Here is a 23598-nt window from a genome sequence, read left to right on the forward strand (position 1 = left end):
CTTTTTTTTGCCTGATGCACAGTGCTGCATGGCATCGGTGGTTGCAGTGACCAAGTGCGGTCGGGTGCCGGTCGCGATCAGAACTGCCAGCGCAAGCCGACATTGGCATTGATGCTGTTGGCATCGGAACGACCGCGCTCGGCGCCCACGTTGCCATAGATGGAGAAGGCATCGTTGAGCTGGTAACGCACGCCCACCGAGGCACGCGCCGACTGCTTGGACACCGGCTCGCCGGCCACGTTGAAGCGCGCTTCCGGCAGACCAGTGAACCAGGCGGTGAAGTCCGAGTTCGGATTGCCGAGCAGCGAACGGTAGGCGATCAAGCCATCGAAGCCCCACTTACCGCGCACCAGATGACCGCGCACACCCACCTCGCCATAGCCGGCACGCAACGTGTCGCTGTTGGCGCTCAACCCCAGCCCGGTGGCCGAGGCTTCGCTGAAGGCATCCTGGGTCTGGCTGACCACGCCTGCGGCAATGAACGGCGACAGCCCTGCCTGCGGCATCAGGCCGACTTCGGCACGCAGCGACCAGTTGGTGTCGTGGCGGCGATCCTGCAGGCGTTCGCCGATGCTGCCGGCCTGCACCGTGCGTTCGGTGTCCACATTGCTCATGCCGTAGGAACCGATCCCGGACACGTACGCCTGGCCGATCGGCTGATACAGATATGCGGTCATCGCGTAACGGTCCGAGCGCAGGCGGCTGGCCGACGCATCGATGTGCGCACGGTCCTGCCCCGAACTCAGCGCCGCACCCACGACGGTGCCGGCGCTGCCCATCGGCAGATCCACGCCGACGGTGGTGGCCTGCTGGGTGTAATCGGCCGAGTCGAAACCCTTGCCGCCCAGTTCGCCGTCCAGATAGCTGCCCTGCATCCAGGTGGTCAGCGTGGTGGTGTCGGCCAGGTAGGGCAGGCGATCGGCCGCCACACGTGCATCGTTGAGTGCGGACTGGAAGCCCAGCGTGCGCTCGATGCCGTGTACCTGGCCGGCCAGGGTCGGCAGCGATGCGGCAACCTGCGCATCGTTGGCCGCCAGCAGCGCGCCGGTAGCGCTGATCAGGCCACCCAGGTTATCCGTATCGCCGGAGGCCACACGCGTATCCAGCACCTTGACCAGCGTATCGGCCTGCGTGGCACCGTTGATCACCGACTGCGGCGCACCGGCCGCCTGCGCGCTGGCAGCGGAAGCATTGCGGGTCAACGTGGCGGTGACGGTGGTGGGGTCGTAGGCGAGCGAAGCAGTCCAGAAGAAGTTGTTGGCGTACTGCACCCGATCGAAGCTGCCCTGCAACGTGCCGGCCTTGACGATCTTCTCGCTGCTGCCGACGTTGTAGCCAGCCGCTTCCGGCAGCAACAGCAGGTTGCCCTTCAGGCTGGCCTGGCCGGTGACGGTCAAGCCCTTGCCCAATTCGATGGCGGTGGTGCCGGTGTTGTTGGCCAGGCTGTAGCCGCCGTTGATGACACCGCCGCGCGATTCGAACGTGGCCGAGTTGAGCACAATGACATCCGAACGCAGGCTGCCCGACAGTGCGAGCACGCCGTCGCTGACGCTGGTGCCGCCGGTGTAGCTGTTGTTGCCGCTGAGCGTGAGCCTGCCGGCGCCGTTCTTGGTCAGGCCGCCGGCGCCGGAGATGTCATTGCTGAAGGTGCTGTCGTAGCCGGAGGTCACATTTGCCGCCCAGTTGCTGGCGAACTGGCTCGGGCCCTTGATCGCCTTGGCCGCATTGACCAGGCCGAAGCCGTACAGCGCATCCACGCCGGGGTCGCCCAGGTCGGTGGCGGTGGTCAACAGGGTCTGCTGCAGGTTGGAAGCACTCATCCACGGATACACGCCCAGCACCTGCGCCGCGATGCCGCTTACAGCGGCCGTGGAGAACGAGGTGCCGGCGATCTGGCCCTGCAGCTCGGTGCCGGCCAGCGCGGGTGCGAAGTAGCTGCCCGGCGCCACCAGGCACCACTGTGCGGCGGCGCCGCAATGGTTGGAATAGCTGGTCAGGCCGGCGGCATTGCCGGCGCTGTCGATGTTGACCGCGCCCACGGCCAGCCAGTTGTTGCGCAGACTGGCTTCCTGCACCGGCGTCGCCGCCGGGTAGGAGGCTTCTGCCGCGCCTTCGTTGCCGGTGGCGGCCACGATCAGCGCATCGGCCTGCACCAGCGGGGTCAGCGCATACTTCCAGGCCAGTGCGGCATTGGCACTGCTGGCTGCATCTGCATACGAGGCGCCGATCGACAGATTGGCGATGCGCACGCCGGCTGCCGCCAGGTCCACCGCCGCGCGGCGGGTCTGCTGGGTACCGCAGGAGTTTTCGGCGCAGATGCGCGCATAGAACAGGTCCGCATCCGGCGCGACACCGCCGGCGAAGCCGTCCTGGGCGGTGCCCAGCACCAATGCCGAGACGACGGTGCCGTGGCCGCGCAACGCGTTCGATGCGGATTCCGGGGTGCCGGGGGTGTCGGTGTAATCGTTGGAGGTATCGACCTTGTCGCTGATCGGCGCGTAGCTGCCATAGAGGTTGTCGTCCAGCACCGCCAGCTTGACGCCCTGACCCTTGGCGCCGGCCTGTTGTGCCAGATCCGCATTGGTCGGCACCAGCAGGTTGCTGGCCAGGCCCTGGTAGCGGGCGGGGGCAGGTGCCGGCGTCGGCGCGGTGTTCGGCAGCGGGTCGGCCGCGGTGGTGTCCGGCGTCGTTGGAGTCGTTGGAGTCGTGGGCGTGGTGGGCGCTGGGGGAGTGGACGGCGTCGGGGCGACCACCGTGGTCTGCGGTGGGTCACTGCGGACATTGCCGCCACCGCCACCGCCGCCACAGGCAGTCAGGACAAGGCAGGAGGCGATCGTGGTTGCGAGTAGCGAGCGATTCATGGGTTGGTCGATTCCGGTAATTAGCGCGCCGCAACTGCAAAAATTCTAAAATTTGGCGCAGACGATTCCAGCACCGGGAAAAGCCGGTGTGGCGTTGGATTTCACGCGTTATTCACTTTATCCGCCGCGAATCTGTCCCCTCAGATAAGCGCTCCGGATAACACGGTGATGCGCCGATGCATCGAACCATGTGCTTGCGAGATTGTTTAACGGCGCTACCGGTAAACTCTAAAACATGAACGGACAGTTGCTATTCAGAGAAAAACATCCCGCATAGGACTTCACGATTTAGTCCATAGCCAAAACAGATTAAAAAGCGCCTTATCAGGCTCGACTGCAAGGAAATGTCAGAGCGAACGCGACAATAAGTCGTCACGAATCTCCGGGGGCGGCAATCCTAAATGCGACGACTCTCGCAGGTAATCAGGAAATGCGTCGAAGATGTCGGTAAATTGCCCACATGGTGTAGCGGATTCGACTGTAAGTTAGCAGCTCTAACGGACTCTTCTGTATCGGGCCTGATCGGATGAGTTTTATCGCAGTGACATCGAAGTTATATTAAATTTTCTGCTGCAGAACGAATATATCCGCCGCATTTATATTGACCAAAAGCGAGCGAACCCTGCCATTGTGCCCAATTCCCCGATTTTCCTGCATGAAATGCGCAAAGGGATATGCTCGAAGAAACGCTGGATATTCAGCGCGCCGAATGAAACGTCGAGACAGGCACGTCCTCGCTTCAGGCCATCAAGCTGAATGCTGGGAGAATATTCAAGCCGATCTTTTTGGGGGAAGAACCAACATTCGGCGTTCCCCCTACAGCCGATTACTCTGACTCTGTTCTTATCGGCGCCGCTGCGTGCGCCACGCAAGGTGCGACATCGGTGTCATCGCGACGTGGCCGAGCCTGTTCAGGCCGCAGCGGTTTTGTCGAGAGTGTGCCGCTGGCGCTGCGCTAGCGTCTGCATAAATTGTTCAAGTTGCCGCGCCGCCAAATTTGGGCATCACAGCTATGCTCGAGCCCGATGAGTACCCACTGCACCGAAAGCATGTCCACGGAAGGCACCGACCAGGGCCTGCCGTACCGCGTGGTCGCTCGACAGCTCGGGCATCGGCGCATCGTGTTGGAGACCTTGCAGGTCTGTGGGCATCCCGTACCGCTGCCGGCCGCGCCCACCTTCGGCTCGCTGCAGACCGCGCTGGAGATCGGCACCAGGCTGGCCGAGCAATACATCGGCCAGTTGATCGTCAAGCAGGCCGGTGGGCGGCCGGGGCTGGCGGCTGGCCCGGCGCCGCTTTAGCGGGGCCCGATCGGTTTCGACGTGGTGCCGTGGGCAGCCGCATTCGCGCCGGCAGCATGCGCTGCGGTTGTCGAACCCCGCCGCAGGCTCACTGGGCCCTGGCTTTGGCCAGTGCCGCCTTGGCGCGTGTGCCGGCGGCCGCACCGACGCGCTTGTCCAGCACCTGGGCCAGTTCGTGCAGCTGCGCCTCGGTCACGCCGATGTTCAAGCCGATCTTCAAATGCGATTGCAGTTGCGCTTCCACGCCTTCCAGGGCGGCGAGCACGCTGATCGTGGCCAGTTCACGGCTCACCCAGTCCAGGTTGTCGCGGGCAAAGATGTCGCCGAACAGATGCGTCTTGAGGTGCTGATCGATTGCCGGCGCAAACGCAAACAACGGCCCGGTCACCGGCGCACCGGCCAGACGGGTCTGGTTGGCGGTGCCCAGCGCCAGCAGCGCATCGCCGCTCGGTACCGGGCCGGGCTCGTGTCCCGGCGCATCGGCGATGCCGCGCTGCTTGCGTGCATCGACGACCTGCATCAGCGCGGCCAGTGCATTGAGGCTGCGCGGAAACCCGGCATATGCATACAGTTGGACCAGTACCTCCTTGCAGTCGCTGATGCTCAAGCCAGCATCGAGGCCCGCCTCCAATGCGGTGTTCAAGCGGTCGATATCGCCGGTGGCCGCAAACGCGGCAATCGGCGCAATGGCCTGCTGGCTGGGCGACAAGGTGGCGTGTGTCGTCATGGACGTGATCTCCGAAGGATGTGCTGCCGCGGGGGAGGGGGCAACAGAGAGCAGGGCAACTGCGCCCAACAACAGCGCAGCCATGGGGAGCGCGCGGCGCAGCGCGCTCGCGCATGGCATCGCATCTCTCCACCGATCTAGGGGCAAGGCAACGCGAATCCAAGCATCCACTGCCGGACCGTGCGATGCAGATGGCGCCCCAGCTGCGCGCACACCATGTCGAATCGAACGCACCACGCTTGCGTTTTTCATCGCCGTCTCCTTGCCATACGTACCGACAAGCAGCATGAGGCAGATGCAACGCCGCTCCATCCATCCAGCTTGCATGGTCCTATGAATGGCGCTCATCACTGCGAACGCGCATTGGAATTCAAGCCATCCTGGATGCGTACTGCTGACGAAACCGCCGGGGCAGGGAATCAGTGCTAGTCCTGGCCATGCAGCTCGTGCAATCGCATCGGTACGGTCCTATTCTGTGTCCCTGTTTGAAGCGGCGCTGGCCGGGCATGCTGGTCGTGTCGGTCATGGTCAACGCGGTTGCCAGCAACATCATTGCGAATGCTTTCATCTGCCTGCTCCTCCAGTGGATGGAGCCCAGCGTAGAGAGCGGCCTGGAGCACGCACATCTTTCTATGACCTGTGGTCATGGCAGCGGTCCAGCGGTCGCTCGGCAGGATGAGTGGTTTCGGTTTTGCTTGAGCAGCGCAGCCTTGGAAGGGGCTGGATGTCTCCATGCCCGCCACGCCAGAGCGCCTACATTCCACTATTCTGTCGTCGGCTTTTGCAGCGACAAATCCAGCAGGTTGAGAAGCCACATCAGCTGCCTGTGTCAAAGAGCGGGTGATTGCCTGCTCGGTTTGAGTTACAACCGTTCTTCTACCGGTAGTTGATTGATGAAAAATTCACGCGGCGATGGTGATGGGATTGGCCGCACCTTCCATGGCTGTCCAAGTGCGCAGTTTTGCGGCTGCTGCAGCACGACATTTGAGAGGCAACATGACAAGTAGCGGCAGGGAGCTCCTGAAATGGATTGCGCTTGTTTTTATGACCTTCGATCATGTAGTCAAGGCACTGCTGGATGGCTATGTACCGGTTCTATCTGAACTCGGACGCATAGCCTTCCCAGTTTTCGCTTTGATCATGGCCTTCAATCTCGCGCAACCTGGAACCGACTACGCGAAGTCGGTAAAGCGACTGGCTGGCTGGGGGCTCATTGCACAGCCGTTCCACGTATGGGCATTTGGTTTCCTGCTGCCGGTCAACATCCTTTTCACCTTCGCACTTGCGACTTGTCTCGTCTGGTCAATACAAGATCGCCGCTGGCTGCTGGCCTCGTTTCTTGGACTGCTTGCGCCGCTGGCCGTCGACTATCAATGGATCGGAGTTTGGCTTGTAGGGGCGGCATGGAGCTGGTTTCGCACTGGCGGAACGCTGCAGTCACTTGTCGGCCTGGCTTCTACAAAACCGACTTTAGCCAAATTGCCGTGGAGGTTGTGGATCTGCATGGGACTATTGTGTTGGAACAACGGCAATGGTTGGGCCTTGTTGGCACTTCCGCTGATGCAGCTCGGCAGGCTGCAATTACCGCTACCCCGGCTACGTTGGGCGTTTTATGGTTATTACGTTGCGCACTTGGCCGTGATCGGCCTCATCTGGACAGTGAGTTAGCCGCGTCCCGCGCTGGGGATGCTGTTTTGGACCGATAGTCTTGGGCAACGAGGTCTGAACCCGGGGCATGACGGATTCCGCGTCAGAGCAGCCCATCGCGCAGAGAAGACCCAGCATCACCGCGCTCATCACGTGGCAGCTGGCAGCATCGGGGCACGTTTCACCAACGCGCCCAATGAGTCCGCCATGAATTCAACTGCCATGCCCGCCCGATCCTGGGCCATCCATCCGTTCCATGCAGCCGTGCTCGGCGGTGTGTGGCCGCTGTTTCTCGGTGCCTTGCTGAGCGACTACGCTTACTGGAGCAGTCATCAGATCCAGTGGGCCAACTTTGCTGCGTGGCTGCTGATCGGCGCGATGGTATTGACCACCATCGCCTTGCTGTGCGCGATCGTCGGCTTCGTTCGCGGAAGCCGCAACCTGATCTATGTGATTGCGCTCGGTGCCGCATGGATTGTCGGCTTCTTCGACGCCCTGCATCATGCACGCGATGCCTGGGCCATCATGCCGGCGGCACTGGTATTTTCTGCGATTGCGACCGCATTCGCGCTTGTTGCAACCTGGTCGGGGCTATCCAGCCTGCGCGTGGGAGGTGCCCGATGAAGCGTCATATCGTTACCGTCCTGTCGGTGTCCATTCTCGCCGCCGCACTCGCTTCCTGCGGCAAGGCGCCCGAGCTCAAACAACACGGCGCCAGTCCCGAGCTGCCTGCGCCGGATCGCGGCCTGCTGCCCGACATGACCATCGCCGAGCCGGCAGCCTGGGGCGAGCGCAAGCCCACCGTGCCCGCGGGTTACCGCATCGCTGCAATCGCCACCGGTCTGGGCATCCCGCGCCAGACGCTGGTGTTGCCCAATGGCGACATCCTGGTCGCCGAAGGCCGCGGCGGCAATGCACCCAACCTCAAGCCCAAGGACGTGATTGCCGGTGCGATCAAGGCCAAGGGCAACACCTCGGTCAAGAGCGGCAACCGGCTGACGCTGTTGCGCGATGCCGATGGCGACGGCACCTATGAACTGAAGACCGTGTTTGCCGACAAGCTCAATGCGCCGTATGGGCTGGCGCTGATCGGCAACGCGCTGTACGTGGCTAATCAGGACGCGCTGGTGCGTTTTGATTATCAGCAAGGGCAGACCAAGGCCAGCGCTGCACCCAGCAAGGTCACCGACTTGCCGTCGGCCATCAACCACCACTGGACCAAGGCCCTGACCGCCAGTGCCGATGGACGCTATCTGTATGTTGCGATCGGCTCCAACAGCAATATCACCGAGCGCGGCATGATTGCCGAGGTCGACCGCGCCCAGGTCTGGCAGGTGGATCCGGCAACCGGCGCCCACAAGAGCTATGCCACTGGGCTGCGCAATCCCACGGCATTGGCGATCCAGCCCGGCAGTGGCGCACTGTGGGCGGTAGTCAACGAGCGCGACGAGATCGGCCCGAATCTGGTGCCCGACTACCTCACCTCGGTACGTGAAGGCGGCTTCTACGGCTGGCCCTACAGCTACTGGGGCAAGAACGTGGACACGCGGGTCATGCCGCAGGATCCGCAGAAGGTCGCCTCGGCCATCGTGCCCGACTACGCGCTGGGCTCGCATGTCGCCGCACTCGGTGTCGCGTTTTCGGCGGCCACGATGGGAACGCAGTTTGCCGACGGTGTGTTCGTCGGTGAGCACGGCAGCTGGAATCGCGACCCGCCAGTGGGCTACAAGGTGGTGTTCGTGCCGTTCCGCGATGGCCGCCCGGCGGGCGACCCGATCGACTTCGTCTCCGGTTTCCATGGCGACGATGGCCTGACCCGCGGCCGCCCGGTCGGTGTCACGCTCGATCCACGTGGTGCATTGATCGTCGCGGACGACCTGGCCAATACGATCTGGCGAGTGACGCCGGATGCGGCGCCTGTCGCGCCGCAAGCGGCTGCACAGTAAGCCTGCCTGTCTACCCGGTTCTGCAAAGAACCGGGCAGTATTTGACGTGTTACCTGCGCCGGAGTGCGGGGCAGGCTACCTGTAGGGCTTATCGGGAACAACCTAACTTTTCAGAGGCGCCGGTCTTCAAGGCACGAGCCTCTGTTGGCCGTCTATCAGCATCGCGATTGATTGGCCTCGAATGCAACTGTTAGGGATGTGCGTCGATGAATACCAAGCGCGGCACCGTCTTGGCGGACCAGCACAAGGGATAGGCATCGCCGTCCCGTTGACATACAGTGCCGGCCCCCGCGTCGACCTGGACGACGCATGCATCAGTGCGATGGACCTCTGATGAGCCAACCGGCTAGACGCAATCACCAAGGCAAGAACAGACGGAACACGCTCTGCCGATCACCCGAGGCTTGTTGTTGATGTTGTTCAGATGTTCGGTGGTTGTTGTCGTGACGCTCTTCGCTTCACCTCTTATCGCAGCGGAGCTGGTCGGCCGGGCAACCGTGACCGATGGCGACACCATCACTGTCGCGCAGAAACGTATCCGCCTGTGGGGCATCGATGCACCGGAAAGCGCGCAGCAATGCACCAGCAACGCTGGCAGCGCCTGGCCTTGCGGCCGACGTTCCGCTGCCGCACTGGATGGCTACCTGCTCGACAAGACGGTTCGCTGCCAACCCAAGGACACCGATCGCTATGGACGGATCGTGGCCGAGTGCTATGTGCAGGGGCAGTCGGTCAACCGCTGGATGGTGCAATCCGGTTGGGCGGTGGCCTACCGCGAGTACGCCACCGCGTTCGTTGCCGACGAGCGCAACGCGCAGCAACAACGGCGCAACCTCTGGGCCGGCAGCTTTCAGATGCCTGCTGATTACCGACGCGGCAAGCGCACGCAATCGACACAGCGGGCTCAGGCCGCAGTGCAGACGCAGACGCCTGCGCACTGCACCATCAAGGGCAATATTTCCAGCAAGGGCAGCAAGATCTTCCATATGCCCGGGCAACGCGATTACACGCGGACCAGCATCTCACCTGCCAAGGGCGAGCGTTTTTTCTGCACAAGCCAGGAAGCGATCAATGCAGGCTGGCGACGCGCGGCGCGCTGATGGCTGGCAAGGTGTGCGATCCAGCGTCGAGCAGCTGATCGCGACGCTTGTCGATCCTGCTGGGTGTTTTGGTCAACCAACCCAGCGCGGCGCAATCACCACACCTGAAACATGCACATGCGCCGCAAGGTGTGAGCTGCGTGCTGACCGCCACGCCAAGAGCGGCTGACAAAACATAGCCAACGTTCGTCGGTGCTATGGACGAGGGACTCGGAACCCCAAGCGTAGGAGTGATGCAGATTCCGAGCACCGGGCGCGCCCGCCTGACGGCCGCGCAGTAGTTCTGTTGGCCGCTCTAATGCCCGACAAAAGCCTCAATATTCTGCACTAGGCTGCGGCGTGTGTAGGGCTTGCTTAAAAACGTCGTCCGGCTGGGTAAGCCATTGGGGGAATGCCCCAGACCCGATGTCAGGATCGCCGGCAGATTGTTGCCATCCGCGCGCAGATACGAAATCAGGCCGTATCCATCCAATAGCCCCGGCATCTGCAGATCGGTAAAAACCAGCGCGATCGCCGGGTGCTTATCGATATGCTCCAGCGCGCCCTGCGCATCGGTTGCGGTGACGACCGCATAACCGCTCTCGGTCAGCAGCAGCGTGGCCAACTCGAGCGTGTCAGCATCGTCCTCGACGACAAGAATCAGTTTTTCGTTTGTAGAGCCCATAAAGCAGGTTTTCTGAGGATGCATGCATCACACTACGTTTCCCACGCGAAAAACACGTGATCGATTTGAGAACCATGAACAGCACGCAGGACTTTCCCGACCATCGCTACCGACAGGTCGTCGAGCTGTCACTGGATTCCATCAAGGAAATTGCCTTGGACGGACGCGTCAGGTTCGTCAACGCGCATGGTCTGGCGCGTGTGGCGTCTGTCGATGCCGCCTCTGTGGTGGGTCTGCCCTGGGTGTCGTTATGGCCGAAGCGATTCAGGCCGCGCGTGCGGCGGGCGCTCGCTGCTGCCGAGCGCGGCGAGTCGCAGCAGTTCGAAACCGAATGTACGAATGCAGACGGGCAGCTCCAGAGCTGGTTGGTGTCGACAAGCCCGCTGCGTAACGCGGATGGCCGGATCGAGGGCGTGCTGGCGGTCAATCGCGACATCACCGAACGCCGGCAGTCGCAACTGGCACTACGCACGCTCAACCAGACGCTGCAGGCCCGCACCGAGTCTGCAATCCATCACGTTGAGCCTGCTGCAGCGGCGACGCACGACCAAGTACGTGCAGAGGCGCAGTCTCCAAGCATCGAGGTCGAGCTGGATATTGCACGTGCTGCGCAGCGCCTGGCCGAGCGCGTGGCCGAGCGAGCGCAGGAGGGCGAGGCTGTGGGGCAACTGTTGGCCGGTGTCGTTCACGACCTGAACAACGTGCTGCAAACTGCGGGCGCTGCCATCGATGTGGTTCAGTCGCGCGGCGCCCTTGGCGAAGCGGATCAGAAGATTTTGCGCATGGCAGAGACCGCTCTGCAGCAGGGCTCGGTCATGGCGCAACGCCTGCTGGGCTTCGCGCGCAAGCATCCTTATGCTCCCGAACGCGTCGAGCTCAATGCGCTGGTCGCACGCCTGCTGCCCCTGCTTCAACAGGCGGCAGGCGCTGCGGTATCGGTCGAGTGGGAAACCACGACTTGCGACAGTGCCGTACTGGCGGATCCACACACGCTGGAACGGGCCTTGTTGAACCTGGTGATCAATGCGCGCGATGTCTGCGCGGTGCGTGGCAGGGTCTGCATCACGGTGGCGACGCGGACGCTAGCAGATGTGGATGCTGCCGGTCGTCGCGCCGGCGATTATGTCACCCTCTCTGTCCAGGACAATGGCAGCGGCATTGCACCGGAGATCCGCGATCAGCTGTTCGACGCCTACTTCACCACCAAACCGGCAGGCAAGGGCACCGGGCTGGGCTTGGCACAAGTGGATGGGGCGGTCAGGCAGGCCGACGGCTATATTGAAGTGCAGTCGATGCCAGGGCAGGGCGCCTGTTTCACGCTTGGCTTCCCGGCAGCGGAGCCGACTGGTTGCTGACATCAGAGATGCCGGCGACGCCTAGATACTTTCGAGAATACCTAGCGGCGTCACGGTGCATCTGCCCATCCATTGTCTGGCGTAGTGGTGCGCGGCAAGTTGCGTGTCGAATCGCATCTCGCGCCTGTGCCCATACAAGGTGATCCCATCGTCGAACGACACCAGAATCTCCGGGAAGAAGACGCCGTCCAACAGAACCGTATGTGCAGTCAATCGATAACGACCAATCTGCCGGAACATCGTGGAGTCCATCATGACCTCGGTAGCGGTAATGGCCGGCGTGAAGCGATTGCATGAAGTCGAGGAGCAATTGCACCTTGATCGCTATGTTTTCGATTTGCAAGCAGCGCGGATAATGATCTGCAGGTAGCCTGGAATCGGAAGAGCACAATCGCGGTGGTTTATGCACAGCCCGCTTATGCAAATAAATGCGAGCTCGAATGTCGTGATTGCTTGTCGCGCCGAAACGATCGAGCAACGGCAGTGGTGGGGTTATCTGCGATGTTTCCACGGGCGATCGTCTCCAGCATCGGCCATCACTACGTCTGCTTGTTGCTGGACACATCTGACGATGTACCCGATGGCTAGACCTGACTCTCCAGTACCGGCTCGCCAGCCAGGACGGCAATCTCCAGTCGGGTCAGGTGGTCGCTGAATCCGCCGCTCGCGCGGGCGATGCGGCGAGCACTGGTATTGACGACCGGCTTGACCAGGCGGGCAATCTGCATGCCTGCGCGCTCTAGCGCCGAAACCAGCGCCACGTCTTCGCTGCACTTGAGCGCAGAAAAACCACCGGCGGCCACGTACGCAGCCACACTCATGCCAAGATTGGCACCATGCACATGCGGATGCCCGTCGCGGCGGATTTCCTTTGCCAGGAAGGCCTGCCGTGTTTCGGGACGGAAATCGTGCCAGTCGGTCACCTCCACCACGCCGCAGAACACATCCGCCGCGCAATCGAGCTGTGCCGAAAGCCAATCCGGCGGCACGCAGGTGTCGGCATCGGTAAACGCAAGCCAGCGTGCCCCGCGCGCAATCGCGGCCGATGCCGCCGCTGCACGCGCAATGCCGACACCACCTGCGGTAGTGACGGTTCTTGCGCCGTGTGCGCGTGCAATTGCGCCGGTGCCGTCGCTGCAGCGGTCGAGCGCGACATGGATTTCCACGCGCTCTCCCGCCAAATGCGGGTGCGCGGCTGCCACCAGAATGGACTTCAGGCACTTGCCGATCAGATCCTCTTCGTTATGCGCCGGAATGGTGACCGCGATCATCGCAGCTGCTCCTGTTGCGCAATCGACGGCCCTGACATCCAGGCCTGCAACACGAAGTCCGCATCCTGGTAGCAGCACAGCGTGTCCATCGCCAATGCCTGGTTCAGCGCGCTGTGGACCTGCTCGGCGCTGCGCAACGCGCCATCGAAGTCGTGCCGCCAGTGACATGCCACAAGGCAGCCGTTGGCGGTGAGCGAGCGGGCGAACAACGCCACGGTTTTTTCGAAAGCCGCGGCGTTCAGGTAATAACCCACCTCACTGAAGACGATCAGGTCGAACAGCCCTTCCGGCCAGTCCGACGGATGCGCCGCCTGCTGCAGCGTGACCGCAGGCAGTGCCTGCAGCCGCACGCTCGCCAGCTCGACCGCCTGCTGCGACAGATCCGTCGCCAGCAGCGTGTCACAGCGCTGCGCCAGCTGCGCGGTTAGCTCGCCATTGGAACAGCCAAATTCCCAGCCACGCGCGAACCTCGGATAGGGCAGGGCACCGAGCAGGATGTCGCGCTTGCGCTGCTCGTACCAGCGCGAGCGATAACCGAACGGGTCTGCATCGGCGTACATCTGCTCAAAGTGCTCAACGCTCAGCGCGGTCATCGGATGAAGACCTCGAACGGCCGCGCAAAGCGCTCCAGCACCGGCGGCGGCAGAATCGGCTCTGCAACGGGTGGCGTGCAGTGGCCCAACTGGGTGGCAAAGCACGCAATGGCGCGCTGCTTGGCACTCAGCACTGCGGGCGATAGATCGAAGCGCACGGCAGCGCCATCGGCAAATACCCCATCTTCCGGACGCGACCAATGCCACGCCCATACCGGATATTGCAGACGCCGCGCCGACTGCGCCTTGCACGCGGCATGGGTCGCACGCGATGCGGCTTCATGATCCGGATGGCCATCGCGCTCCCAGGTCACCAGCACGGTGTCATGCGCAGTGATCAGATCGCCGAGGGCCTGTGCCATGCGCGCTTCGCATGCCGCCAGCGCGCCATCGCCCAGTGCGAGGTGGGCCAATGCGCCAGGCAATACACCCAACTGCTGCACGGCGGCATCCAGTTCCAGGCGCCGCGCCGGGCCCAGCACCTGTGGCTGCCAGCCGGGTTCGTCGGGGTAGGCCTGCTCCCCATCGGTCAGCGCGACGATCATTACCTGTACGCCTGCGGTACGCGCAGCGGCTATCAACCCGCCACATCCAAGCACCTCGTCGTCCGGGTGCGGTGCCACCACCACCAGGCGCTGGCTACCTTGCATCAGTTGCGACAGCGTGACGCGTGGCAGCTCGCTCAGGTACGGCGCGGAGCGCCATGCTGTTTCCGGCGTGCCTGTGCCCTCGATGGGCTGCCCGGCTAGATCTTCCAAGGCAATGTCTCCTGTTGGCATAACTCGCCCAGCGCCTGCAGGTCGCGTTCTGCGTGATGCTGCCGAATAAACACCGACAGGTCGGCGCAACGCTGCGCATGTGCGCGGTTGCCGCACAGCGGGCCTGGCCCCAACGCACGCGCGACCCGATCCAGCGTGTCGCGCGCCACCGCTTCGACCACGCTGCGTACCTGCAGGACGCCACGCAGATGTGCCTGTTCCGGCTGCGCGTCGATGCGCGTTGCCAGCTGACGCAACAACGCAGCTGCAGATGCCAGGCCTGTATCGATGGCACCCAGATGCGCGGCGGCATGCGGATCCTTGCTCACACGCGCAGAGGCACGCAGCACATCGGCAACCGCGGCGGTGGCGCCGAACCAGCACGCGGCGATGCCGGCACCGCCGTGCCAGAATCCAGGTCGGGTCAGGTACGCATCACCTGCGCCAATCTGCCGCGCTGGCGTATCGGAGAAGCGAACATTGGCCGTCTCGATGCCTTGCATGCCGACCGCCTGCCACGCACTGCTGTCGATCTGAATGCCGGGCTGATCCAGCGCCACGGCAAACAGGCAACTGGCGCCTGCTTGGCGCGTCGTCACCAGCGCATGCGTCACTTGCGCCGCACCCGAACACCACGCCTTGGTGCCGTTGAGCACTTGTCCGGAAAAACGCATATCCGAGCCGGGCGGCTCGGCCGCCCACACCGCCCAACGCTGGGTCTGCGTGATGAGGTCCACCCCCAGATCGGCACAGATGGCTTGCGCGTCGTAATGCGCTTCCAGGAACTTGGCCGCGCACAGGTCGTCTGCCGCGATATCGGCAAGCGTCTGCCAGCGCTCCAGGGTGCGACCACGCCCGGGAAGCGGCAGCGTCGGATGTATGTGTAGCCACTTGTCCGCAATCGACTGCTTGAGTCCGTCGGTGCGGGCAGAGTCCGTGTGCGATGCAAAGGCAAGGGTGTGCGATGAAATACGTGCGCTCATCGGGCCACGCTAAGCAGCGCAAGGTGCAAGGGGTGTGACGCGTGACAACGGTTCTCGAGGTGAGAAGCGAACAGAAGCGCAGGGATATCACTGCAACTTGCTGCGCAAATCGATACTCAGGAAACAACTGCGGCCCTGCCGCAGCCCGACGACGCGAGCGCACTCTCGGATCTGGATGGCGCTGCGCCCACCGCCGATTGGACGGTGCATGCCGGCGCGTTGATCCTGGTGCGGACCGACGGCCGCATCGCCCTCTGCAGCCATGCCGATGCGCCGGAACGTCTGCACGCGGACTGCAGGCATGTCTTTGGCCAGGCGACAGAGGGCGCCGCACGTTGCGCCTGCCGTGATCGGCTTCTCCCACCGCACGATGGCGCTGCGCAGGCCGGCACACCGGGAACGCTGCTCCCGCTTTGCTAGGATGCGCGCACATGCTATCCAGGAGGCCAAGCGCATGACGCCCACAGTGTTTCCCGAGCCCGAGCTGTTCCTGCCGCAGCGCGGCGAGCCCGCGTTGCGGTGGGGAGTGCTGGGGCCTGGAGCGATCGCCTCCGCGTTCGTGAGCGCGCTGCGCCGCCATACCGGGCAACGACCATTTGCAGTGGCCTCGCGCACGCGTGCGCGTGCCGAGGCCTTTGCCAGCACCTGGGCGATGCAGCGCGCCTATGACAGCTACGAGGCGCTGGTCGAGGACCGGGATGTCGACATCGTCTATATCGCCACCCCGCACAGCGAACATCTGCAGCAGGGCTTGCTGGCGCTGCGCGCGGGCAAGCATGTGTTGATCGAAAAGCCCATGACCACCTGCGCCGACGATGCACGCGTGCTGGTGCAGGAGGCGCGGCAGCGCGGTCTGTTCCTGATGGAAGCCATGTGGAGCCGCTACCTGCCGCATACCTCGGTGCTGCGGAAACTGCTGGCCGATGGCGCGTTGGGCGAGCTTCGCCATGTGTTCGCCGATCTGAGCCAACGCGGCCCTGACGATGCGACGCACCGCCAGCGCAATCCTGCGCTCGGCGGCGGCGCGCTGCTGGACCTGGGCGTGTATGCGGTGCAGTTCTCTTCGATGATCCTGGGTGCACCGACCGCGATCACGACCACCGGCGCGCTGACCGACACCGGCGTGGATGCCTTCTCGACCATGGTGCTGTCGCATGGCGGCACTGCGCAATCCACACTGATCAGTTCCATCGTGGCCCGCAGCAGTTCCACCGCCTATGTCACCGGCAGCCAGGGCCGCATCGACCTTGCCGGCGAGTTCCACAACCCGACCGCGCTGAGCCTGGTCGGCAACGACCACGCCAGCATGCCGGCAGCGTGGACGGATCCGACCGGAATCAGTGGCTACGCGGGCCTGTCGTGGCAAGCGACGGCCGCGGCGCGTTACATCGGGGAAGGGCGCAAGGAATCTCCACTCCATCCGCTGGATGAAGTGATCCAGATCATGACCACCCTGGATGCGGCGCGGGCACAGCTGGGATAGCGGGTAAGACGTCTGCAGCAGCCAAGGCGCGTTGGCAGAAGCGGCGTACGACCAGGCACCTTGTTCACCGCCGCATCGCCAATGCAGCAGGTATTGCAGCTGATGCGAGCCCGCCTGTCTGCCAAGCTGCGCAGGCGAGCGACGATCAACGCGTAGCGCGCAGCAATGCGGTTTTTCACTAACAGGAAGGGATCGACGCTCTTCAAGCGCCGCCCGACGCGCAGGGCCGGCCGCAGCAAAAACAAAACCCCGCGTCTGCGGGGCCTTGTGGTGATCTATGTGCGCGATGCGCGATGGACGCGCTTCAGCACTGCCAGGCGCATTTTGTTCGCCGCGCTTAGGGCAGATCGCATTTGATTTTCGCGTCCACATAATAGGGCTTTGGGACGTCCGGGTTCTTACTGGTCCTCTCGAACACCACCTCGAACGAATCCAGATCCACGGTACCGTTGCGCGACTTGCAGGCGTCCTGCAATTTCTGCTTTACCGCCGCGATACCCGCGTCGCGATTGGCGCCATCGGCGCTATTGGTCAGATTGGCGATCTCGGCAAATGCAGGCGAACTCAGACCCAGCAGGCAACCGACAGCCATAAGCGTGTGCAGCTTCTTCATACAGTCTCCTTTGCGATGTCTATGATCTTCCGGGGGCATGGACGACAACGGCGATCGATATTCAGCGCAACAGAGCGCCGCGTGCGGTCCAGCCCGGCGCAGCATAGGCCGGGCGGGTTAAGGCCTCGTGCACGTGCTCGTACCTGCGGTAATCGAGCGCTTTGGCGTATGGGTCGGTTGCAGATGCGCTCAGCGCTCAAACGCAAACGGCCCGGGCGAGCCGGGCCGTTTGCGATGCCGCAAATCAGAACTCCTGCCAGTCGCTTGCATCGTGCGAGGTGCCTGCAGCCACTGCGCGTTTCGCTGCAGGTGCCTGGCGTGGCAAGCTTTTGACGGCGGCGGGCCGGCCGGCAATCTCGCTGAGCTTGGCCGCAACCGGCGGTGCCGGCCGCGTGGTGCGCGTGCTGCCCTCGCTGATCTTGAACACCGATACCGCCTGCGTCAGCTGCACGGCCTGCTCTTCCATCGAGCGTGCGGCGGCGGTGGCTTCTTCCACCAGCGCGGCGTTTTGCTGCGTGGTTTCGTCCATCTGCGTCACGGTGGTATTGACCTGCTCGATACCGGCCGACTGCTCCTGCGACGCCGCGGAAATCTCGCCCATGATGTCGGTCACGCGCTGCACGCTGGCTACGATCTCGGCCATCGTGGCGCCTGCGGTATGCACCAAGGTCGAGCCTTCGGCGACCCGCTCGACCGAATCGTCGATCAGGCTCTTGATCTCCTTCGCCGCAGCGGTGGAGCGCTGGGCCAGGGTGCGGACTTCCGATGCCACCACCGCAAAGCCGCGGCCCTGTTCGCCGGCACGTGCCGCTTCCACCGCCGCATTCAAGGCCAGGATGTTGGTCTGGAACGAGATCCCGTCGATGACGGAGATGATGTCGGCAATCTTCTTGGACGAGGCCTCGATACCGGCCATGGTGCCCACCACCTTGCTCACGATCTCGCCGCCCTGCGATGCCACGCCTGCCGCACCGATCGCCAGTTGATTGGCCTGACGGGCGTGTTCGGCATTCTGGCGCACGGTGGAGGTCAGCTCTTCCATCGACGCGGCGGTTTCTTCCAGGTTGGCGGCCTGCTGTTCGGTACGCTGCGACAGGTCCTGATTGCCGGCAGCGATTTCGCTGGCGGCAGAATTGATCGACACGGCCGAGTGCTGGATACGGCCGACAATCTCGGCCAGCTGCGCGGCAGTGGCGTTGGCATCATCACGCATCTGCGCGAACACGCCCTTGAAGTCGCCGGTCATCCGCGCGGTGAGGTCGCCTGCGGCGATGGACTGCAGCAGCGACGACAGCGATTGCAGGTTGCCGTCGGCAGTGGCCATCAACTGGTTGAGGCTATCGACCATCACATGGAAGTCGTACTGGAAACGCTCGGCATCGCCGCGTGCGCTGAAGTCGCCGTTGGCTGCGGATTGCGCCAGCTGCTTGATCTCGCGGTTCATCGCAGAAAGGTTGGCCTTTACCTCGTCCATGGTCTGCGTCAGCACCGCCTTCTCGCCGGGCAGGCGGTCCATGCTCTCGCTGAGGTCGCCGATGGCGTAGCGCCCCATGATGCGTGCCAGGTTGGTCTGCACCGCCAGATGCGACGCCACCAGCGTATTGGTGTCCTTGGCCATGCGGCCGTAGTCGCCAGGAAACGCCGCAGCATCGATGCGGAAACTGGTCTGGCCATCATCGTGTCGCCTGGCCATGTCGCTCTGCGCGTCGAGCAAGGATTGCAACTGCTTCTGCATGCCACGCATGGCACGCAACAGGCGGCCGGTTTCATCCTTGGCGTCGCTTTCCACGTCGTTGTCCAGCTGGCCGTTGGCAATCGCCTCTGCGGCGTTGGTGGCGCGTGCAAGCGGCTGGGTCAGGCTGCGGGTGATGAGCCAGGCGAGCAGGCTGCTGATCACCACCACGGCAATGCCACCGAAGATGATCAGCAGCTTGCCGCGATTCATCGACGCTACCGCATCGGCATAGGCTTGCTGGCTCTGGCCTTCCTGACGGGTCACCAGTTCGCGGATCTTGTCCTGCCACGCCATCGTCGCCGGGCGTGCCTTTTCGCTGAGCAAGGCTTGCGCAGGCGCGTTGTCGTTTTGAGCGGCAAGCGCCATGACCTGGTCGTTGATCTTGCCCGAGATGGCGCGTCGCGCGTCCATCTCGGCGCGAATCTTGCGACCTTCCTCGGAGCTGGGCAGCGTATCGAGCTTGGCCCGCAGGTCGTTGTAGCGCTGGCGCTGCGCCTTGATGGTGGCCAGCGCTTCGTTGTTGAGTTCGTCGCTGGTGGCCATGGCATAGGTGCCCAGCGCGATCAGGATCGATGAGTTGGCATCCAGCATGCCGTTGCCGATCTGGATCTTGGCCATGCGGTCAAGCACGATGAAATCGAATTGCTGTCGTGCTTTGGCCATGGTGACCAGGCCGGTTGCCACCAGCAGGCTCGACAACAGAATCAGGATGCCGAAGGCGACGCCGAGACGGCGCCCGACGTTATAGCGTTGCAAATAGGCGGTCATGCGGGTCGTCCTGATGTCCAGTGGGTGGCACCGGCGGCAGGTCGCGTGATGTTCGCGTGAATGCCTCGGCAACGTGATAACGACGCAAAAATCGGAAACTTGAACCAATCATCCCGGCTCGTATTTAGGGTGCGTTTTTATTCACGCCGGTCAGGAAAAAACCGACTGGTAGCGCGACGACGTCAGCACGATACTGAAGACGTTGCTCGCATCCGCGCTGCTCTTGATGTCTGGTCTGTGCCGATTGACAGGCAGCCGCTGCATGAATGACCCATCTGATCATTCCGTCGTCGGCGGCGCGCGATGCAGCGTCCAGCGCAAGCGTTGCTGGCGCGATGCGCATCGATCTGCCGCTGCGTCGCCTGGCCGGCATCTTGTGTCTGCACGCAGTGTCGGCAAAGGCGAACTCGCAAGGACGTCGGCAAGGTTGCCGGCACGTCGGAAGAAACGTACCAGTGCGGTTGCAACGGTTGGCACCATCGCTGGTGTCAGGCATGCGCGCTGGCCGGTGTCTCGATACGTTGGTCAGTCGGCGCTTCCGCTCCGGATGTCATGTGGTGCCATCACCGGCTCACTCCGCCACCACGTCCCAAGCGTGATCATGGTTGGCATGAACAGCAGTCAGATCACCGCGCGAACGATCACGGTCACCCCGGCAAGCACCGCATCTGCCGGCAGCGAGGTGGTAGTGCAGTTGTCGGCCAGCCCGGACCCGCGCTGGCAGGCGTGTTTCCATTTCGTCGTGCAAGGCCGCGATGGCTTCTTCCTGCAGGGCAGGCCGGTATTCGACAACGCAAGTTTTCACGGGATCTTGCAGGCCGGGCAAGCCGAGGCCTTCCGCCAGGAACTGCCGGATCTGCTGGTATCGGCCAGCGCGCTCGCACGCGCGCAGGTGAACAAGGACGCAGCGCGATAGGCGTGCCGCTTCAGCGGTAGGAAATTCTCAGAGAGTCGTGTCCGGTGGCGGGCACTGGTGACCAGCCCAAAAAAGCGATGGGACGGCGAGGCTGCTTGTCTGCACGACCGCCGGGCATCCATACGCCGTGAACAACATCGCTACTGCACGGCCCCAACGCTACCTGCACGTGGCACGCAGCACGACAGATCGAGCGCCATATCCCAGCGCTCCAGTCCGGGCGCATAGCCATCCACCGTCACTTGCTGCACCACAAAGCCGAAGCGGGCGTAGAACAGCCGGGTATGTTGACTGGTATCCAACAGGACACGTCGGACATCCGGCATCTGGCGCAATGCTTCAAGCCGGGCCAGGAGCAACTGCGTCCCCACGCCGCAACGGTGCAGACGCGGGTGGACCATGCCCCAGCACAAGCTCGCCGTGGTGCCATCGGCGCCGATCGCGTAGCCGGCGGCGCCAGCGACAGCGTTGCCGCGCTCCAGTAGCTGGTAGTGCCACGCCGCGGCGTGATGGCTCAGGAAGCTGGCGAAGTCGGCACGTTCACCGGCGCTGAAGAACACCGGCACATTCGCATCGAAGAGCGCCATGCAGGCGTCGAAGTCCCGAGGTTGATACGGCCGAATCGTGTCCATCTGCATAGTCTGCCTCAGACGCGCAGATGCCATGCAGCGGCATGACATCCTGCCCCGTGACCGCCACGCCTGCCGCGCCACCTACGCTCAGGCCCGGGCCGTCGCCTCGCGCACAAAGTCTTCGTAGGTACGCAGCGGACGCCCCAGCATGGCCTGCAGTTTTTCTACCGCACCATCGGCCGCCTGCATGCCGTGGGTCTGGATGCCGGCCATCATCAGGCGCATGTCGTAGGCCAGCCAGGAGGGGCCGTAGGCGGCCATCTGCGCTTCGAAGGCATCCACGTCGTCGCCCGCGTAGGCGATCTCGCGCCCAAGCGCCGCACTCCAGACCTTCGCGGCGGAGGGGCCCGTCACTGCATGCGGGCCGACCAGTTCGAGCGTGACACGCTCAAGTGCGGCGGGTGCGCGGTCGCGGCGCAGCAACTCGGCAACCGCGATGTCGGCAATGTCGCGCGCATCGATCATGGCCACACCTGCCGAGCCGATCGGCATCGGGTAGACGGCGTACTGTTGAATCGTCTGCTGGATCATCGCCTCGTTCTGCATGAAATACGCCGGGCGCAGAATTGTGGCAGCAATATCGAGGCTTTCGATCATGCGCTCGACCGTGTGCTTGCCGGTGAAGTGCGGCACGTTGGTGAACCTGTCGGCATGGATCACCGACAGGTACACGATGCGCTCGATCCCTGATTCTTTGGCAAGATTCAAGGCGATCAGCGCCTGCGTCACTTCGTCGGGAGTGACCGCATTCAACAGGAACAAGGTGCGCACCGACGACAACGCGCCGCGCATCGACGCGACGTCGGTGAGGTCTGCGACCACTTCAGTGACACCGGTCGGGAAAGTGCGCTTGCCGGGTTGGCGAACCAGTGCCTTGACCTTGGCGCCTGCGTCGGCCAGGCCCTGGGTGATCAGAGAACCGATGGTGCCGGTGGCACCGGCAACGAGAATGCTCATGTGAATCTCCTGCTATGGATGGAAGAGGTGTCAGTGCGACATGTCCGCCGCGACTGACGTTGCGGTGACGAGACGATAGGCCGTTGCACCCACAATACGAAGACGCGAAAATGTAGACGCCCAGTTTCAAATGTGGAACACCATGGATCTCAATGCATTGATCGATTTCGCGCTGGTCGCGGCGAACCAGGGCCTGGGAAAGGCGAGCCGTGCCAGTGGTAGATCCAAGGCGACCCTGTCGCGTCGCATCGCCGAGCTGGAGGAGCAGTTGGGAGTGCGACTGGTCGAGCGCAGCGCACGTGGCCTCAGGCTCACCGATGCCGGGCAGCTGCTGATGGAGCGCACCGAAGTGCCGTTGAGCGAGGTGGCCGAGGCCATGGCAGCCGCACGCGAGGGGCTCTCGAGCCCGCGCGGACGCTTGCGGGTGGCATCGCCGGTGCTGTTCTCGCAACTGGCGATGGGGCGCATCGGCGCAGAGTTCTGCGCCGCCTATCCGGAGATCGCGCTGGAGGTGGTGGCCGAGGACCGCACGGTCGATCTGGTGGAAGAGCAGTTCGATGTGGCCATCCGCATCAATCCCAGCCCGGACAGCAGCCTGGTCGGGCGCTGCTTCGCCAGAGATCGGCTGGTGGTCGTGGCCGCCCCCGGCATCGCCATGCCGACCGGCGGCGCGGTCACATCCATGCCCGCTGTGGTGATGTCGAGCTTCCAGCCGACCACATGGACGCTCGATGACGGGAGTCTGGTCCTGGAACCCATTCCACGACTGCGGTTTTCCTCGTTCCTGATGGTCCGCGACGCGGCGATGGCAGGCGGTGGCGTCGCGCTCATTCCGCAGTCGATCGCCTGGAATCAGCTCGCGCGTGGCGAACTGGTGCAGTGGGGCACCATCGCTGGCGCGGAGCCGGCGCTGTGGGTGTTGCACACGTCCAGGCGCCTGGCTGCCCCGAAGGTGCGCGCCTTCGTGGACTTCATGTGCGAGAGGTATCCGGACGCCTCGCTTGTGCTGAAGGGGTAGGGCGCTGCATCCAGCTTGTGCGCGCCACCATGTGTGGCAGCCAGCCTGGACGCGTTATCGCCTGGAAAGATCCACCACCGAGGTGCAGACAACGCTGCGAAAGTGCTGATCGATAAACCGATCAACACATGGATGGCAGGCGCGTTTGCGCGTCCTCGAACACGCCGGTGCGGGCACGCGCCGCCGCGTCGTGACGTCGGTAGAACCGCCTCGCGCTCAGGGATGCATGCCGCGATGAGGCAAGCCCTCCCTTGCACAGCTGACCACTGC

The 23598-nt window shown here is 63.4% G+C and carries 22 protein-coding genes; 9 read left to right on the forward strand and 13 right to left on the reverse strand.

What is annotated here, in order from left to right; all coding sequences use genetic code 11:
- Positions 1-77: 77 nt before the first annotated feature.
- Positions 78-2861: a S8 family serine peptidase gene (locus tag ABQ039_RS09910; RefSeq protein ID WP_349777802.1), complete on the reverse strand. Its 2784-nt coding sequence runs from the start codon at positions 2859-2861 to the stop codon at positions 78-80.
- A 1025-nt stretch (positions 2862-3886) separates the two neighbouring features.
- Here ABQ039_RS09910 and ABQ039_RS09915 point away from each other — a divergent pair.
- Complete coding sequence (locus tag ABQ039_RS09915; RefSeq protein ID WP_184627768.1) at positions 3887-4162, forward strand: hypothetical protein; 276 nt, start codon at positions 3887-3889, stop codon at positions 4160-4162.
- 88 nt (positions 4163-4250) lie between these two features.
- On the opposite strand, the gene ABQ039_RS09920 is transcribed toward ABQ039_RS09915, so the two are convergent.
- Complete coding sequence (locus ABQ039_RS09920) at positions 4251-4889, reverse strand: carboxymuconolactone decarboxylase family protein (RefSeq protein WP_349777801.1); 639 nt, start codon at positions 4887-4889, stop codon at positions 4251-4253.
- Between the two features lie 996 nt (positions 4890-5885).
- Between ABQ039_RS09920 and ABQ039_RS09925 the strand changes: the two genes are divergently transcribed.
- From ABQ039_RS09925 to ABQ039_RS09940, 4 genes are all read left to right on the forward strand, one after another.
- Positions 5886-6557, forward strand: coding sequence for a TraX family protein (locus ABQ039_RS09925; protein ID WP_065031373.1), 672 nt, complete (start codon positions 5886-5888; stop codon positions 6555-6557).
- A gap of 186 nt (positions 6558-6743) precedes the next feature.
- Positions 6744-7160, forward strand: a complete 417-nt coding sequence (locus ABQ039_RS09930) for a hypothetical protein (protein WP_046345946.1) — start codon at positions 6744-6746, stop codon at positions 7158-7160.
- Complete coding sequence (locus ABQ039_RS09935; protein ID WP_184627770.1) at positions 7157-8482, forward strand: sorbosone dehydrogenase family protein; 1326 nt, start codon at positions 7157-7159, stop codon at positions 8480-8482. Before ABQ039_RS09930 ends, ABQ039_RS09935 begins: the two co-directional genes overlap by 4 nt.
- Positions 8483-8895: 413 nt before the next feature.
- Positions 8896-9582: a thermonuclease family protein gene (locus ABQ039_RS09940; protein ID WP_349777922.1), complete on the forward strand. Its 687-nt coding sequence runs from the start codon at positions 8896-8898 to the stop codon at positions 9580-9582.
- A gap of 295 nt (positions 9583-9877) precedes the next feature.
- On the opposite strand, the gene ABQ039_RS09945 is transcribed toward ABQ039_RS09940, so the two are convergent.
- Positions 9878-10270, reverse strand: a complete 393-nt coding sequence (locus ABQ039_RS09945; protein WP_372358761.1) for a response regulator — start codon at positions 10268-10270, stop codon at positions 9878-9880.
- Positions 10271-10320: 50 nt separating this feature from the next.
- Here ABQ039_RS09945 and ABQ039_RS09950 point away from each other — a divergent pair, with 50 nt between their 5' ends.
- Entirely contained in the window at positions 10321-11601 is a 1281-nt protein-coding gene (locus tag ABQ039_RS09950; RefSeq protein WP_184455933.1) for a PAS domain-containing sensor histidine kinase, read from the forward strand.
- A 21-nt stretch (positions 11602-11622) separates the two neighbouring features.
- On the opposite strand, the gene ABQ039_RS09955 is transcribed toward ABQ039_RS09950, so the two are convergent.
- The 6 genes from ABQ039_RS09955 to ABQ039_RS09980 all read right to left on the reverse strand — a co-directional run bounded on the left by ABQ039_RS09955 (position 11623) and on the right by ABQ039_RS09980 (position 15509).
- Complete coding sequence (locus ABQ039_RS09955) at positions 11623-11841, reverse strand: hypothetical protein (RefSeq protein ID WP_349777800.1); 219 nt, start codon at positions 11839-11841, stop codon at positions 11623-11625.
- Positions 11842-12185: 344 nt separating this feature from the next.
- Positions 12186-12872 carry a glycosyltransferase family 2 protein gene (locus ABQ039_RS09960; RefSeq protein ID WP_184611975.1) on the reverse strand — a complete coding sequence of 229 codons (687 nt, stop codon included), beginning with the start codon at positions 12870-12872 and terminating at the stop codon, positions 12186-12188.
- A complete protein-coding gene (locus ABQ039_RS09965) occupies positions 12869-13465 on the reverse strand; it encodes a class I SAM-dependent methyltransferase (protein ID WP_024940658.1) in 597 nt (198 codons plus the stop codon). The genes ABQ039_RS09960 and ABQ039_RS09965 overlap by 4 nt, the downstream gene beginning before the upstream one ends.
- Positions 13462-14223 (reverse strand): PIG-L deacetylase family protein, encoded by a 762-nt coding sequence (locus tag ABQ039_RS09970; protein WP_184611973.1) that lies wholly within the window; start codon positions 14221-14223, stop codon positions 13462-13464. The genes ABQ039_RS09965 and ABQ039_RS09970 overlap by 4 nt, the downstream gene beginning before the upstream one ends.
- On the reverse strand, positions 14211-15206 hold the full coding sequence (locus ABQ039_RS09975; protein WP_349777799.1) for an acyl-CoA dehydrogenase family protein: 996 nt from the start codon (positions 15204-15206) through the stop codon (positions 14211-14213). The genes ABQ039_RS09970 and ABQ039_RS09975 overlap by 13 nt, the downstream gene beginning before the upstream one ends.
- An 87-nt stretch (positions 15207-15293) precedes the next feature.
- Entirely contained in the window at positions 15294-15509 is a 216-nt protein-coding gene (locus ABQ039_RS09980; protein WP_349777798.1) for a hypothetical protein, read from the reverse strand.
- A 151-nt stretch (positions 15510-15660) separates the two neighbouring features.
- Here ABQ039_RS09980 and ABQ039_RS09985 point away from each other — a divergent pair, with 151 nt between their 5' ends.
- Positions 15661-16689, forward strand: a complete 1029-nt coding sequence (locus ABQ039_RS09985; RefSeq protein WP_054592714.1) for a Gfo/Idh/MocA family protein — start codon at positions 15661-15663, stop codon at positions 16687-16689.
- 337 nt (positions 16690-17026) lie between these two features.
- Here the strand turns inward: ABQ039_RS09985 and ABQ039_RS09990 are convergent, their stop codons facing one another.
- Both ABQ039_RS09990 and ABQ039_RS09995 read right to left on the reverse strand, forming a co-directional pair.
- Complete coding sequence (locus ABQ039_RS09990; RefSeq protein ID WP_024939953.1) at positions 17027-17302, reverse strand: hypothetical protein; 276 nt, start codon at positions 17300-17302, stop codon at positions 17027-17029.
- A gap of 244 nt (positions 17303-17546) precedes the next feature.
- On the reverse strand, positions 17547-19805 hold the full coding sequence (locus tag ABQ039_RS09995; RefSeq protein ID WP_102256747.1) for a methyl-accepting chemotaxis protein: 2259 nt from the start codon (positions 19803-19805) through the stop codon (positions 17547-17549).
- 610 nt (positions 19806-20415) lie between these two features.
- Between ABQ039_RS09995 and ABQ039_RS10000 the strand changes: the two genes are divergently transcribed.
- Positions 20416-20721, forward strand: a complete 306-nt coding sequence (locus ABQ039_RS10000) for a hypothetical protein (protein WP_065031404.1) — start codon at positions 20416-20418, stop codon at positions 20719-20721.
- A 140-nt stretch (positions 20722-20861) separates the two neighbouring features.
- Here ABQ039_RS10000 and ABQ039_RS10005 read toward each other — a convergent pair whose 3' ends face one another.
- Both ABQ039_RS10005 and ABQ039_RS10010 read right to left on the reverse strand, forming a co-directional pair.
- On the reverse strand, positions 20862-21308 hold the full coding sequence (locus ABQ039_RS10005; protein WP_166771387.1) for a GNAT family N-acetyltransferase: 447 nt from the start codon (positions 21306-21308) through the stop codon (positions 20862-20864).
- Positions 21309-21440: 132 nt separating this feature from the next.
- Positions 21441-22310, reverse strand: coding sequence for an NmrA family NAD(P)-binding protein (locus tag ABQ039_RS10010; protein WP_349777797.1), 870 nt, complete (start codon positions 22308-22310; stop codon positions 21441-21443).
- 142 nt (positions 22311-22452) lie between these two features.
- Here ABQ039_RS10010 and ABQ039_RS10015 point away from each other — a divergent pair, with 142 nt between their 5' ends.
- Complete coding sequence (locus ABQ039_RS10015) at positions 22453-23328, forward strand: LysR family transcriptional regulator (RefSeq protein WP_184611964.1); 876 nt, start codon at positions 22453-22455, stop codon at positions 23326-23328.
- The last annotated feature ends 270 nt before the right edge of the window (positions 23329-23598 follow it).

The sequence above is a fragment of the Xanthomonas sp. WHRI 6108 genome (genome assembly GCF_040202385.2).
GTDB classification, from domain to species: Bacteria; Pseudomonadota; Gammaproteobacteria; order Xanthomonadales; family Xanthomonadaceae; genus Xanthomonas; species Xanthomonas arboricola.

Excerpts from the sequence above, each read along its gene's own strand:
- ABQ039_RS09910 (WP_349777802.1), bottom strand. The coding sequence starts at position 2,861 with ATGAATCGCTCGCTACTCGCAACCACGATCGCCTCCTGCCTTGTCCTG.
- ABQ039_RS09915 (WP_184627768.1), top strand. The coding sequence starts at position 3,887 with ATGAGTACCCACTGCACCGAAAGCATGTCCACGGAAGGCACCGACCAG.
- ABQ039_RS09920 (WP_349777801.1), bottom strand. The coding sequence starts at position 4,889 with ATGACGACACACGCCACCTTGTCGCCCAGCCAGCAGGCCATTGCGCCG.
- ABQ039_RS09925 (WP_065031373.1), top strand. The coding sequence starts at position 5,886 with ATGACAAGTAGCGGCAGGGAGCTCCTGAAATGGATTGCGCTTGTTTTT.
- ABQ039_RS09930 (WP_046345946.1), top strand. The coding sequence starts at position 6,744 with ATGAATTCAACTGCCATGCCCGCCCGATCCTGGGCCATCCATCCGTTC.
- ABQ039_RS09935 (WP_184627770.1), top strand. The coding sequence starts at position 7,157 with ATGAAGCGTCATATCGTTACCGTCCTGTCGGTGTCCATTCTCGCCGCC.
- ABQ039_RS09940 (WP_349777922.1), top strand. The coding sequence starts at position 8,896 with ATGTTGTTCAGATGTTCGGTGGTTGTTGTCGTGACGCTCTTCGCTTCA.
- ABQ039_RS09945 (WP_372358761.1), bottom strand. The coding sequence starts at position 10,270 with ATGCATCCTCAGAAAACCTGCTTTATGGGCTCTACAAACGAAAAACTG.
- ABQ039_RS09950 (WP_184455933.1), top strand. The coding sequence starts at position 10,321 with ATGAACAGCACGCAGGACTTTCCCGACCATCGCTACCGACAGGTCGTC.
- ABQ039_RS09955 (WP_349777800.1), bottom strand. The coding sequence starts at position 11,841 with ATGTTCCGGCAGATTGGTCGTTATCGATTGACTGCACATACGGTTCTG.
- ABQ039_RS09960 (WP_184611975.1), bottom strand. The coding sequence starts at position 12,872 with ATGATCGCGGTCACCATTCCGGCGCATAACGAAGAGGATCTGATCGGC.
- ABQ039_RS09965 (WP_024940658.1), bottom strand. The coding sequence starts at position 13,465 with ATGACCGCGCTGAGCGTTGAGCACTTTGAGCAGATGTACGCCGATGCA.
- ABQ039_RS09975 (WP_349777799.1), bottom strand. The coding sequence starts at position 15,206 with ATGAGCGCACGTATTTCATCGCACACCCTTGCCTTTGCATCGCACACG.
- ABQ039_RS09980 (WP_349777798.1), bottom strand. The coding sequence starts at position 15,509 with ATGCCTGCAGTCCGCGTGCAGACGTTCCGGCGCATCGGCATGGCTGCA.
- ABQ039_RS09985 (WP_054592714.1), top strand. The coding sequence starts at position 15,661 with ATGACGCCCACAGTGTTTCCCGAGCCCGAGCTGTTCCTGCCGCAGCGC.
- ABQ039_RS09990 (WP_024939953.1), bottom strand. The coding sequence starts at position 17,302 with ATGAAGAAGCTGCACACGCTTATGGCTGTCGGTTGCCTGCTGGGTCTG.
- ABQ039_RS09995 (WP_102256747.1), bottom strand. The coding sequence starts at position 19,805 with ATGACCGCCTATTTGCAACGCTATAACGTCGGGCGCCGTCTCGGCGTC.
- ABQ039_RS10000 (WP_065031404.1), top strand. The coding sequence starts at position 20,416 with ATGAACAGCAGTCAGATCACCGCGCGAACGATCACGGTCACCCCGGCA.
- ABQ039_RS10005 (WP_166771387.1), bottom strand. The coding sequence starts at position 21,308 with ATGGCGCTCTTCGATGCGAATGTGCCGGTGTTCTTCAGCGCCGGTGAA.
- ABQ039_RS10010 (WP_349777797.1), bottom strand. The coding sequence starts at position 22,310 with ATGAGCATTCTCGTTGCCGGTGCCACCGGCACCATCGGTTCTCTGATC.
- ABQ039_RS10015 (WP_184611964.1), top strand. The coding sequence starts at position 22,453 with ATGGATCTCAATGCATTGATCGATTTCGCGCTGGTCGCGGCGAACCAG.